The sequence below is a fragment of the Streptomyces sp. NBC_00019 genome, from assembly GCF_045041015.1.
Lineage (GTDB): Bacteria > Actinomycetota > Actinomycetes > Streptomycetales > Streptomycetaceae > Streptomyces.
Genome location: NZ_CP108302.1, coordinates 3,946,801 through 3,958,253, shown reverse-complemented (window position 1 = coordinate 3,958,253; position 11,453 = coordinate 3,946,801). Strand labels below are relative to the sequence as shown.

The 11,453-nt window shown below is 69.4% G+C and carries 10 protein-coding genes; 1 reads left to right on the top strand and 9 read right to left on the bottom strand.

Features of this window, described 5'->3' with window-relative positions; translation table 11 throughout:
- Positions 1-36: 36 nt before the first annotated feature.
- The 9 genes from OHU89_RS18725 to OHU89_RS18685 form a co-directional block, all read right to left on the bottom strand.
- Complete coding sequence (locus OHU89_RS18725) at positions 37-1,053, bottom strand: glutamate ABC transporter substrate-binding protein (RefSeq protein WP_405654558.1); 1,017 nt, start codon at positions 1,051-1,053, stop codon at positions 37-39.
- 104 nt (positions 1,054-1,157) lie between these two features.
- Positions 1,158-2,567: a hypothetical protein gene (locus OHU89_RS18720; RefSeq protein ID WP_405654556.1), complete on the bottom strand. Its 1,410-nt coding sequence runs from the start codon at positions 2,565-2,567 to the stop codon at positions 1,158-1,160.
- A 256-nt stretch (positions 2,568-2,823) separates the two neighbouring features.
- Positions 2,824-3,789, bottom strand: coding sequence for an N-acetylglucosamine kinase (locus tag OHU89_RS18715; RefSeq protein WP_405644329.1), 966 nt, complete (start codon positions 3,787-3,789; stop codon positions 2,824-2,826).
- Positions 3,786-5,051, bottom strand: coding sequence for a 6-phospho-beta-glucosidase (locus OHU89_RS18710; RefSeq protein ID WP_405644328.1), 1,266 nt, complete (start codon positions 5,049-5,051; stop codon positions 3,786-3,788). Before OHU89_RS18710 ends, OHU89_RS18715 begins: the two co-directional genes overlap by 4 nt.
- 5 nt (positions 5,052-5,056) lie before the next feature.
- Complete coding sequence (locus OHU89_RS18705) at positions 5,057-5,950, bottom strand: carbohydrate ABC transporter permease (RefSeq protein WP_405644326.1); 894 nt, start codon at positions 5,948-5,950, stop codon at positions 5,057-5,059.
- Positions 5,951-5,953: 3 nt separating this feature from the next.
- A complete protein-coding gene (locus OHU89_RS18700; RefSeq protein WP_405644324.1) occupies positions 5,954-6,895 on the bottom strand; it encodes a carbohydrate ABC transporter permease in 942 nt (313 codons plus the stop codon).
- 2 nt (positions 6,896-6,897) lie between these two features.
- Positions 6,898-8,232: an ABC transporter substrate-binding protein gene (locus OHU89_RS18695; protein WP_405644322.1), complete on the bottom strand. Its 1,335-nt coding sequence runs from the start codon at positions 8,230-8,232 to the stop codon at positions 6,898-6,900.
- A 72-nt stretch (positions 8,233-8,304) separates the two neighbouring features.
- Positions 8,305-9,498: an ROK family transcriptional regulator gene (locus tag OHU89_RS18690; RefSeq protein WP_365394332.1), complete on the bottom strand. Its 1,194-nt coding sequence runs from the start codon at positions 9,496-9,498 to the stop codon at positions 8,305-8,307.
- Positions 9,499-9,683: 185 nt separating this feature from the next.
- Positions 9,684-10,520 carry a hypothetical protein gene (locus OHU89_RS18685; RefSeq protein ID WP_405644320.1) on the bottom strand — a complete coding sequence of 279 codons (837 nt, stop codon included), beginning with the start codon at positions 10,518-10,520 and terminating at the stop codon, positions 9,684-9,686.
- Positions 10,521-10,760: 240 nt separating this feature from the next.
- Here OHU89_RS18685 and OHU89_RS18680 point away from each other — a divergent pair, with 240 nt between their 5' ends.
- Positions 10,761-11,354: a hypothetical protein gene (locus OHU89_RS18680; protein WP_405644318.1), complete on the top strand. Its 594-nt coding sequence runs from the start codon at positions 10,761-10,763 to the stop codon at positions 11,352-11,354.
- Positions 11,355-11,453: the final 99 nt, after the last annotated feature.

The following is an 11,453-nucleotide window of genomic DNA, read 5'->3' as shown; positions in this document are numbered from 1 at the left end:
GGGGTTGGGTTCGTGTTGTGGGTGGTTCGCTCCGCGTCAGCTCTTGCGCAGGTACTCCGGAGCCGGCGGCTCGGACTTCGCCGAGTCCGTGCCCAGTGTCGCCGACAGCCACTTGTCGTACGACGCCTGCCAGCCGTTCGCGGTGTCCTTGCGGTAGTCCACCAGGATCTGGTTGACCCGGCGTACCAGATCGTCGGCGTCGAGCTTCATCGCCACGCCGTAGTACTCGGTGGTGAAGGGGGCGTCGCCCTTGAGCTCCACCGTCGGGTCCTGCGCGGCCTGGCTCGCGGCGAGCGCGCCGTCGGTGACCACGGCGTCGACCTCACCGAGCTGGATCCGCACCAGGCAGTCGAGTTGGTTGGGGACGACGGTGGAGGTGATGTCGGTGGTCTCGGGGAGCTTGCCGGCCTTCTGGCGCACGGTCAGCTCGGAGTTGGCCGTCGAACTCGCCGCCGTGCAGACCTTCTTGTCGGCGAGAGAGTCGTCGGGGCCGGTGATCGGCGAGGACTTGGGGGCGAGGACCTGCTGGCCCGTCTTGAAGTACGGGGCGGAGAAGGCCACGTCGGCCATCCGGGTGCAGTTGATGGTCATCGTGCGGACCACCATGTCGACGCGGCCCGACTGGATCGCCGGGATGCGCTGGTTGGTGGGGATCGCCTTGAACTGCACGGCGTTCGGGTCGCCGAGGATCTCCTGGGCGATCCGGTGCACCAGGTCGATGTCGAAGCCCTCCAGCGTGTTGCCGCCCTCGTCGTTGTTGGGGTCGCGGTAGCCCCAGCGGTAGCTGTTCTGGTCGACGCCGACGATCAGCTTGCGCTTCTCCCCCTCGCGGGCCTTGATCTTCTTGATGGTGTCGCCGTCCGCGCCCGACGGGGACAGCGTCTGCTTCTCCGGGGCCTTCTTGATCTGCGGGTCCAGACAGGGGTCGTCCTCGGCCTTCGCCTGGACGCCGTGGGCCACGCCCGGGCCGCCGGTGCTCTCACCTTCCCCGGACGACTGGGTCAGCGGCAGCAGCAGGGCGAAGGCGACCGCGAGGGCGCAGACGACCGCCATCGCGGCGACCCCGCCCCAGCCCTTCAGGCCGGTCCGTGGAACTCGCACACGTCGTGTACGTCGTGCCTGCGGTGCTTGCCGTGCTCGCATCGGGTTGCCCCCTCTCACCGGTACTCCGACAGCCTGCGGCCGATACCGAGGACCGCGCCGGCCGCGCCCAGGACGGCGAGCACCGCGGCGCCCACCGGGAGCCCCGTCATCGCGCCCAGGCCGTCGCCTGCCGACTGCTCGAACTCGGCCTCCTCGTGCTCCAGCGCCTTGGCGAGGTTGTCGTCGATGCTGTCGAAGCACTCGCCCGTCGCGCCCTTGGCGCCGATGACCCGGTTCAGGGCCTCTTCGTAGTTGCCGAACTCGTCCTGTTCACGGGCGGCGGCGTGCCGCTCCTTCCACACCGTCATGTTGCCCTCGGCGGCCGTGACCGGCTTCTTGCCGGTGCCGTCGTCGGCGAGCTCGGCGGCCTCCGCCAGGCCCTTGCCGAGGTTGTCCATGTCGGTCTGGAAGTCGTCGTCGTAGGCGTCCACGGTGACTTCTTCGCCCTTGGCGTTCTTGACGGTCTTCGTCTCGGCGCCGCGGGCCACCAGGGTCAGGTTCTCGTTGCCCCGCGCCTTGAGGGAGGCGATGCGGGCGTCGTGCAGCACGTTGAGCGAGCGGACGCCGTGGTCGTAGGAGTCGTTCAGGCCCGCGCGCGCGACGCTGTGACCTACGACGAGCCACAGCAGGACGACCGTCGCGGTGGCCGTCGCGGCCACCAGACCGTGGTTCATGAGGCGATTGGTGCGCTGGTAGTTGCGGTGCTGGGCCCAGGCGAGCGCGGCCAGTGCGAGGACGCCGAGGCCTATCGCGGCCCAGGGGTAGGGCGTCGCGTCGGCGTAGTCGTCGCGCAGCCGCTGGTTCTCGTTCTTGTACAGCTTCTCGGCCGCCGGGAGCATGTCGTTCTGCATGGTCTCGTTGGCGAAGCGCAGCCAGGCGCCGCCGACGGGGAAGCCCTGGCGGTTGTTGGTCCGCGCGCGCTCCACGTAGCCCTTGTACTGCGGCAGCAGGCGGTTGAGCTCGGAGACGGTCGCGGCGGCGGCGGAGCCGGGGTCGGAGTTCGCGGCGGCCTTGACGAGGCCGGCCGCGGCCCGGTCGATGTCCTTCTCGTAGCGGTCGCTGGACTCGGCCGTCTCCTGGCCGCCCGCCAGGAAGCCGCTGGAGGCGGCGGTGTTGGCGTCGGCGAGGCTGCGGTAGATGTCGGCGGCGGCGCTGCTGAGCGGCTGGCTCTTGTTGAGGACGTCGTCGGCGGCTGCCGCGCGGTCCGTCATCTGCCAGGCGGTGACCGCGCCGAAGGCCACCACGAGGGCGGCGAGGAAGGCGCCGATGATCCGCAGTCGGCCGGGTTCGGTGGTGGCCGCGGCGCGCAGACGGTCGACGCCCTCGGCGAACGCGGTACGACGGGGCTCCGGCGGTGGGGCGGGCGTGGGGGTGCCGCCGGGTGAGCCGTTGGAATGGGCCTGTTGTGGTGGTAGCGCCGGCATGGTGGGCATGCCTGGTACCGGTGGTGGCGCCGCGCTGCTTTTGGGCGGGTGTGTCACTGTTGACCTCCCCCGTGGTCATCCGTCGCCGCAAGTATCGCTGCCGGGACCGACATCCGCACCGGCCTTCACTGGATCTTGATCGGATTGCAGCGCGGTGCGCGGGTTTCCGGCATTGCTCGGCGCCCCGCACCACCCCCTGCCCATTCACACGCGGGGGGAATCTGTTCGGTTCCAGGTTCGGGTTTCGGGGGCAGTGTCAGGCGTCGTAGTACCTCCGTACACGGGTCTGTGCCGCCACGGTCGCCCCCAGCCCGTCCAGGCCGAGCAGGGCGGCTCCCAGCACCGGGCTCGCCGTCACCACCTGCGGTACGGCCTTGGGGGCGCGGGATGCCAGCAGGTCCCTTATGCCGTCGTCCAGTTGGGGATGGCGTGCCGCCAGGATGCCTCCGCCCAGCAGTACCGGGGTCTCCTCCTCCAGCAGGTCCAGGCGGGTCAGGGCCACCGCGGCCATCGTCGCCACCTCCTCGGCCAGGCGGTCCACCAGGGCGCGGGCCACCGGGTCCCCGCTCGCCGCAGTGGTGAACAGGACGGGGGTCAGTTCGTGGCGGCGGGTCGGTTCGATGTGCTCCAGGTGGAGGGCCTCGATGAGGGCGAGCATGGTGTCGTGGCCGAAGTGGGACGGCAGGGTGCGGGAGAGGGCCGTCGGCTCCCCTCGGCCGTCCTCCGCCCTCGCCGCGTGCCACAGGGCCTCCTCGGCCAGACCCCAGCCGCCGCCCCAGTCGCCGGAGATACGGCCCAGCGCCGGGAAACGGGCGGTGCGGCCGTCGGGGCGCATGCCCACGCAGTTGATGCCGGCGCCGCAGACGACCGCCACACCACGGGGTTCGGTGACACCTGCCCGCAGGATGGCGAAGGTGTCGTTGCGGACCTCCACCGTCGTTCCCCACGCGCGCGCGTGCAGGGCCGCGGCCAACTGCTCCTCCTCGACCGGGAAGTCGGCGTTCGCCAGACAGGCCGAGACACGGTCCACCGAGGTGATCCCGGCCGCGGTGAAGGCCTCGGCCACGGCTTCGGCGAGCGCGTCCACCGCGGCCGGCACCCCCACCGCCGGTGGCCGGAAGCCCCCGCCGCGCGCGGTGGCCAGGACGGTTCCGTCGGCCGTCACGACCGCGACGTCGGTCTTGCTGTTGCCCGCGTCTATGGCGAGGACCCGTGCGGTCATGCCCACGCGAGATGCTCCCGGTTGTGTGCGATCAGTCGGTCGGTGAGTTCTTCCGCGTACGCGTACTGGCCGATCAGGGGGTGGGAGAGCAGGGCGCGGAAGACACGGTCGCGGCCGCCGTGCAGGGCCGCCTCCAGGGCCAGGTCCTCATAGGCCGTCACCGCCGCCGTCAGGCCCGCGAAGAGGGGGTCCATGGTCTGTACCGGCAGCGGGGTCGGGCCCGTCCGGCCCACCGCCGCCTGCACCTCGATCACCGCGTCGTCGGGGAGGAAGGGCAGCGTGCCGTGGTTGTAGGTGTTCACCACCTGGTACGGGCTTCCGGTGCCGGTGAGCAGGCCTGCCGCCAGGTCCACCGCCGCCTCCGAGTAGAAGGCGCCGCCCCGCCGGGAGAGGAGCTCCGGCTTCTCGTCCAGCGCCGGGTCGGCGTACAGCCGGAGCAGCTCCTGTTCCATCGCGGCCACTTCGGCCGCCCGGGAGGGCTTGGTCCGCAGTTCTCGTACGACCTCGTCGTGTGCGTAGAAGTAGCGCAGGTAGTACGACGGGACCACGCCGAGGCGGTCGAGGAGCGCGCGGGGCAGATGCAGATCGGCCGCGATCGCCTCGCCGTGCCCGGTCAGCAGGTCGGGCAGCACGTCCTTGCCCTCGGGGCCGCCCAGGCGTACGCCCGTCTCCCAGGTGAGGTGGTTGAGGCCCACGTGGTCGAGGAAGACCTCCGGCGGTGCCACGTCGAGCAGGGCCGCGAACTTGCGCTGGAAGCCGATCGCCACGTTGCACAGACCCACCGCCTTGTGGCCGGCCTGGAGAAGGGCCCGGGTGACGATGCCCACCGGGTTGGTGAAGTCGATGATCCAGGCGTTCGGGTTCGTACGGCGGACCCGTTCCGCGATGTCCAGGACCACCGGGACCGTGCGCAGCGCCTTGGCGAGGCCGCCCGCGCCGGTGGTCTCCTGGCCCACGCAGCCGCACTCCAGCGGCCAGGTCTCGTCCTGTGCGCGGGCCGCCTGGCCGCCGACGCGGAGCTGGAGGAGCACCGCGTCGGCGCCGTCCACGCCCGCGTCGAGGTCGGAGGTCGTCACGATCCGGCCCGTGTGGCCCTGCCGCGCGAAGATACGGCGGGCCAGGGCACCCACCAGCTCCAGACGGTCCGCCGACGGGTCGACCAGGACCAGTTCCTCGATCGGGAGGGTGTCCCGCAACCGCGCGAAGCCGTCGATGAGTTCGGGCGTGTAGGTCGAGCCTCCGCCGACCACGGTGAGTTTCATGTGGGTCACCCCTTTACTCCGGTGAGCGTGACACCCTCCACGAACGCCTTCTGGGCGAAGAAGAACACGAGGATCACGGGGGCCATGACCAGCACGGTCGCGGCCATGGTCAGGTTCCAGTCGGTGTGGTGGGCGCCCTTGAAGGACTCCAGGCCGTAACTCAGCGTCCAGGCGCCCGGGTTCTCCGAGGCGTAGATCTGGGGGCCGAAGTAGTCGTTCCAGGCGTTGAAGAACTGGAAGAGGGCCACCGCGGCGATTCCGGGCTTCGCCATGGGGAGGACGACCTTCAGCAGGGTGCGCAGGTCTCCGCAGCCGTCCACCTTCGCCGCGTCCAGATACTCGTTGGGGATCGTCATGAGGAACTGGCGCAGCAGGAAGATCGAGAAGGCGTCCCCGAAGGCCAGCGGGATGATCAACGGCCACAGGGTGCCGGAGAGGTCCAGCTGCTTCGCCCAGAACAGGTACATCGGGATGACGACCACCTGCGGCGGCAGCATCATCATCGAGATCACCAGCATCAGGGAGAGGTTGCGGCCCCGGAAGCGGAACTTGGCGAGCGCGTACGCCACGGGGATCGACGACACGACCACGAGGACGGTGCCGAGTCCGGCGTACAGGAGCGTGTTCTTCCACCAGGTCAGAAAGCCCGGGGTGTCGAAGACCTTGCGGTAGTTGGCCCACTCCCAGGTGTGCGGGATCAGGTCCCGGCTCAGGGCCTGGTCGTCGCTCATGAGCGAGGTCAGGAACACGAACACGAAGGGGAGCGTGAAGAACAGGGCCGCGGCGATACCGAGGGAGTGGATCGCGATCCACTCCAGGAGCGCCTTGCGGCGGGCCGTGCGTTCGGCGGGGGAGGCCGGGGTCTTCAACTCCGCCGGCCGGTCGAGTACTTGGGTCATCTGTCAGTCACCTGCCTGGATGAGACCGCCGCGGCGCCGCATCAGGATCGCGGTGAAGGCCATGGAGAGGGCGAAGAGGACGAGGGCCACGACACAGGCCGAGCCGTAGTCGAAGCGCTGGAAGCCCAGGTTGTAGACGAGTTGGGGGAGCGTCAGGGTCGACTTGTCCGGGTAGCCGGGCTCGAACATGGTGCCCGCGCCCTGGATCACACCCGAGGCGACCTTTCCGGCGACCAGCGGCTGCGTGTAGCACTGCATCGCCGCGATCACCCCGGTGACCACCGCGAACATGATGATCGGCGAGATGTTGGGGATCGTGACGAACCGGAAGCGCTGCCACGCCGAGGCCCCGTCCAGCTCGGACGCCTCGTACTGCTCCTTCGGTACGTCGAGCAGCGCGGCCATGAAGATGACCATCAGGTCGCCCACCCCCCACAGGAACAGCAGGGTGAGGGCAGGCTTGGACCAACTCGGGTCGTTGAACCAGCCCGGGGCCGGGATGCCGATCTTCTCCAGGATCGAGTTGACCGGGCCCGTACCGGGGTTGAGAAGGAAGGCGAAGGCCATCGTGGCCGCGACCGGCGGGGCCAGGTAGGGCAGGTAGAAGAGGGTGCGGAAGACACCCGTGCCGGTCTTGATCTTCGTGATGAGGAGACCGATGCCGAGTCCGAAGAGGACCCGCAGGGTCACCGTGATCACCACCAGCCAGAGGGTGTTGCGCAGGGCGGGCCAGAAGTAGGGGTAGCTCTCGAAGACGTAGGTCCAGTTCTTCGTCCCGCTCCATGTCGGCGGCTTGAAGCCGTCGTAGTGCATGAAGGAGAAATAGAGCGTCGAGATCATCGGGTACGCGAAGAAGACCGCGAACCCGATCAGCCAGGGCGACATGAAGGCGGCGGTACGAAGCGCCGAGCGGCGGCGCTTCGACCTCAGTGTGTTGCTGCTCATCGCTACTTCGCCTGCGCGATGTCCGTGTCGATCTGCTTGGCCGCGGCTGCGAGACCGGCCTTGAGGTCCTTGGTCTTGCCGCTCTCGTACTCGTAGCCGAGGTCCTGGATCGTGTGGAGGTAGACGCCGCCGTTGAGGGAGGCGGGGCTCGTCGTGGAGTCCGGGTTCGCCGCGATCTCCAGGAACGTCTTGAAGCGCGGGTCGTACTTCAGCTTCGGGGACTTCAGGGCGGCCAGCGTGGAGGGCACGTTGTGGATGGCGTTGGAGAAGTTCACCACCGCGTCCGTGTCCGTGGTGATGTACTTGACCAGCTCCCAGGCCGCGTTCTGCTTCTTGCTGGTGGCGGCGATGCCGGTGATCGTGCCGGTGATGTAGCCCTTGCCGTACTGGTCCGCCTGGTCGTCGGGGACGGGCAGCGGGGCGACGCCGATCTCGAAGTCGGGCTTGGCCTCCAGGGCCATGCCGAGGCGCCATTCGCCGTCCAGCTGCATGGCCACCTGGCCGGTGTGGAAGGGGTGCTTGGGGCCCCATTCGTCACCGAGCTTGGTGCGGTACTTCTCCAGCTTCTGGTAGCCGCCGAGCTCGTCGACCAGCTTCTTCTGGAGGGTGAAGGACGAGGACACCGCCGGGTCCGTGGCGACCGTCGACTTGCCGCTCTTGTCGAAGTACGTCGGGGAGAACTGGCCCATGTAGTGCTCGGTCGTGGTCTCCCAGCCGTGGTAGTTCGGCATGAATCCGAGCTGCTTGTAGCTGTCGCCCTGAGCGATCGTCAGCTTCTTGGCGTCGGCCTCGAACTCGGACCACGTCTTGGGCGGACCGCTGATGCCCGCCTTCTCGAACGCGGTCTTGTTGTAGTAGAGGCCGTACGCGTCACCGAGCAGGGGGGCCGTGCAGCGGTTGCCCTCGAACTGGGTGTACTCGTTCATCGCCGTCGGGAACGTCTTGGCCGGGTCGATGCCGGACTTCTCGAAGTACGGGTTGAGGTCGATCAGGGCGCCGGAGGAGCAGAACTTGCCGACGGCGTTGGTGGTGAAGGACGAGATCGCGTCGGGTGCCTTGGAGCCGCCCGCGCGCAGCGCCTGGTTGATCTTGTCGTCGGTCATGTTGCCGACGACGTTGACGTGGATGTTGGGGTGCGCCTTCTCGAAGCCGGCGATCAGGGACTTGACCGCCTTCACCTCGGCGGGCGCGCTCCAGGCGTGCCAGAAGTTGAGGGTCGTCTCCTTTGAGGCGTCGTCGTCGGCGCCGGAGCTCGACTGGCCGGTACAGGCGGAGGTGGTGAGAAGGGCCACGGAGGCGATCAGGGCAAAAGCCGTTATTCGGGCACGCTTGGGCATGGCGAGGTCTCCCTGGGGCGGGGAACGGGTGTGAGGGCTCTGACGAGAGGGGGGCTTACCGGGGGCGGGGGCTCAGCGCGAGGTGTCGAAGACCTCGTCGCGGGTGGCCGCCAGCGCGCTCTCCAGCGCGCCGCGCAGCACGGGGTGTTCGGGTACGTCGCCGAGGACGAGCTTGGGCCTGGCCGCGGCCAGCTCCTCCAGCTCGGACTGGACGAGGGAACGCAGCACTTCGCCGCCGGAGGCGAGCGAGGCGCCGCTCAGGACCACGAGTTCGGGGTCGAGAACGGAGACGAGGGAGGCGAGACCGGTGGCGAGGTGGGTCGCGTAGGTCTCCAGCAGGCGCTGGTGGCGCGGGTCTTCGGACTCCGCCGCCCGCTGCACGAGGGCGGCGGCGACGTCGGCGTAGGGGCCGGTGGGGATGTCTTCGACACCCAGTTCGCGGGCGAGCTTCGGGATGGCCTGCGAGCCTGCGAGTTCTTGGTAGCCGCCGCTGTTGGCCTTGGTGACCTGCCGGACCAGGGGGGTGCCGGGCACGGGCAGGAATCCGACCTCGCCGGCGCCGCCGGTCCAGCCGCGGTGCAGTCGGCCGCCGAGAACGAGGGCCGCGCCGAGGCCGCCCTCGTTCCACAGCAGCACGAAGTCCTCGTGACCGCGCGCGGCACCGAGCCGCTGCTCGGCCACGGCGACGAGGTTGACGTCGTTCTCGTACTCCACCGGCATCGGCAGCGCGGCGGCGAGTTCGTCGAGCAGGGTCGGGGTGTGCCAGCCCGGGAGGTGGGAGGCGTAGCGCAGCCGGCCGGTGTTGGGGTCGAAGGCGCCGGGGGTGCCGATGACGAGGCGGTGGACGTCGGCGCGGGCCAGCCCGGCCGCCTTCACGGCGCCGTCGAGGGCGTCGGTGACCTGCTGGACGACGGGCTGCGCGGGGCGTCTGCCGGGGGTGGGCAGTTCGTACGACCCCACCGTGCGGCCGGTGATGTCGGCGACGGCGGCGAGGATGCGTTCGGGGGTGACGTCGAGTCCGGCGGCGTGTCCGGCGGCCGGATTGACCTCGTACAGCTGGGCGTTGGGGCCCGGACGGCCTTCGGTGGTGCCGCCGGCGAGCACGAGCCCCGCCGCTTCGAGGCGTGCCAGGAGCTGGGAGGCGGTCGGCTTGGAGAGGCCGGTGAGCTTGCCGATCCGGGTGCGGGACAGCGGGCCGTGCTCCAGGAGGAGGTCCAGTGCGGCGCGGTCGTTCATGGCGCGCAGCGTGCTCGGGGTGCCGGCCATGTGTACCCCTCTCCCGGGACTGTTCCGCAGCAGACTTTACGGAAGGCAACTGTTAGGAAGGTTTCCTATCGGATGCAGGGAACATAGGTCCCGGTCGTGGGGGAGTCAAGGGGGGTCGAACAAACCGCCCCCGCAGGAAACGGAGTCGTTACCTGCGGGGGCGGTCAGGGGTGGTGCGGGGGTGACTACTGGACGTCGATGTAGTCGCCGGTGGCCTTCGCGGCGGCGGTCGTGGTGGTGCCCGCGAAGACGTAGCGGTAGTAGCCGTCCTTCGACGCCGTCACGGTCGACTTGAGGGAGCCGCCGGTCGAGGAGGTCACCGTCTTGACGGTGCTGTAGGTGTCCGAGCCCTTGGCGCGGAACTGCAGGGTGGCCTTCTGGGAGACGTAGCCGGTGTAGCTGCCGGTCTCCCAGTTGGCGCGGGTCAGCTTGCCGCTGACCGTGATGGTCCTGCCCTTCTTCACCGGCTCCGGCGAGGCGTTGGCGGTGAGCTTGGCGGCGCGCTGGATCTTGGCGGTGCCCTTGTTGCCCCAGGCCGCGAAGCCGTACTCGAAGCTGACCTTGTCGTCCGAGTCGTCCAGGTCGGAGGCGACCTGGCCGTAGAAGCCGCCGACGTTCCAGGTGGTGGCGTCCGCGGCCTCGAAGAGGTCGCCGTACGACGGGTCGATGACGAGGGTGTCGGAGCAGGACTCCGTCACCGTGGTGTCCGTCGTCGCCGTGGTGGTGCAGGCCGGCGAGGCGTCACTCTCGAGCTCGTTCTCGAAGGTCGCGAGCGAGCCGCGGTAGAGCAGAACACCCGCCGCGTTGTTCTCGTAGTCGATCGTCAGGTCGGAGGGGCGGGTCAGGGTGTACGTCACCGGGACCGTCACCGCGTTGGTGGTGCCCACGACGATCGTCTTGCCGTTGTTCACGACGACGTCCGCGAAGACGAGGTCCGGCGTGGCGGCCTGGGCGGCGGGCACGGCCAGCGCGGACAGAGCCAGGGCACCGGAGACGACGGTGCCTATGGCGAGCTTTCTCATGCGTTTCCCCACATTCAGGGCGGGCCCCTGGGCGTTGCGCTCCAGAACAAGGGCCCGCTGATGGCTTGAACCTAAGTGGCGGAGGGTGGTGTTGGGAATGCGGAGACGGTGTGAACAAGATTAATTCCGGAGTAGTCACGCCTTCATCACGATCCGGCTTTCCGCAGGTGAACGCGTGCCGCCTTCACAGGTTCCTGTACTTTCATCCGCCTGCGAACGGGCGAGTGGAGGGGGTGCGGTGTGAAGACATCGGCGGTGGTGCTGTGTGCGGCCGTGTTCCTCGTGGCCGGGTGCCGGGTGGGTGGGGACGACTCGGACGCGGTCACGCGTACGGCCGCCGGTTCGGCGTGCCCGGACGGGGAGATCCGGTGGGCCAGGGTGAGTGAGGAGCACAGACTCATCGCGGTGTCCCGGCCGGTCGAGGTCGATGAGAAGGATGGAAAGGTCCGGTTTTCTCCCGTTCGGGTACGGGAGTTGGAGCCGCGGGTGGAGACGAGCGGCGAAGGGCCCTCGGTGGAGCGGCTGTTCGTGTCGCTCGCCAAGCGTCTGGGGTGGTCCGCGGACGCGATGGCCAGGCCGGGCAAGTCTTCTTCCGCGGCGGAGCGGGACGACGTCGGCGACTACGACGGGCCGGGTACGTTCGTCTCCGCGCGGTCGGTCCGGGCCGTCGACGCGGGCTTCGTCGCGGACTGTTCCGGGAAGCCGGTCTACGGCAGTGTCTCGACCTGGTACCCCGGCTCCGGGGCCTCGTTGCAGTGCGGCGTGGATCCGTCCGGGGAGGGCGGGGGCGAGCCGTGGATCGCGGAGGCCTACGAGTTGGCGTGCGGCTCATGAGTGCGGCGGCGGTGTGCCGGCGGGCCAGCGCGAGGTTCTTCGGCCCGCTGATGATCCTCGGACGGCGCTGAGGGCTCCGTCGGCGAGGCGGGGACAAAG

Excerpts from the sequence above, each read along its gene's own strand:
- OHU89_RS18725 (WP_405654558.1), bottom strand. The coding sequence starts at position 1,053 with ATGGCGGTCGTCTGCGCCCTCGCGGTCGCCTTCGCCCTGCTGCTGCCG.
- OHU89_RS18720 (WP_405654556.1), bottom strand. The coding sequence starts at position 2,567 with ATGCCGGCGCTACCACCACAACAGGCCCATTCCAACGGCTCACCCGGC.
- OHU89_RS18715 (WP_405644329.1), bottom strand. The coding sequence starts at position 3,789 with ATGACCGCACGGGTCCTCGCCATAGACGCGGGCAACAGCAAGACCGAC.
- OHU89_RS18710 (WP_405644328.1), bottom strand. The coding sequence starts at position 5,051 with ATGAAACTCACCGTGGTCGGCGGAGGCTCGACCTACACGCCCGAACTC.
- OHU89_RS18705 (WP_405644326.1), bottom strand. The coding sequence starts at position 5,950 with ATGACCCAAGTACTCGACCGGCCGGCGGAGTTGAAGACCCCGGCCTCC.
- OHU89_RS18700 (WP_405644324.1), bottom strand. The coding sequence starts at position 6,895 with ATGAGCAGCAACACACTGAGGTCGAAGCGCCGCCGCTCGGCGCTTCGT.
- OHU89_RS18695 (WP_405644322.1), bottom strand. The coding sequence starts at position 8,232 with ATGCCCAAGCGTGCCCGAATAACGGCTTTTGCCCTGATCGCCTCCGTG.
- OHU89_RS18690 (WP_365394332.1), bottom strand. The coding sequence starts at position 9,498 with ATGGCCGGCACCCCGAGCACGCTGCGCGCCATGAACGACCGCGCCGCA.
- OHU89_RS18685 (WP_405644320.1), bottom strand. The coding sequence starts at position 10,520 with ATGAGAAAGCTCGCCATAGGCACCGTCGTCTCCGGTGCCCTGGCTCTG.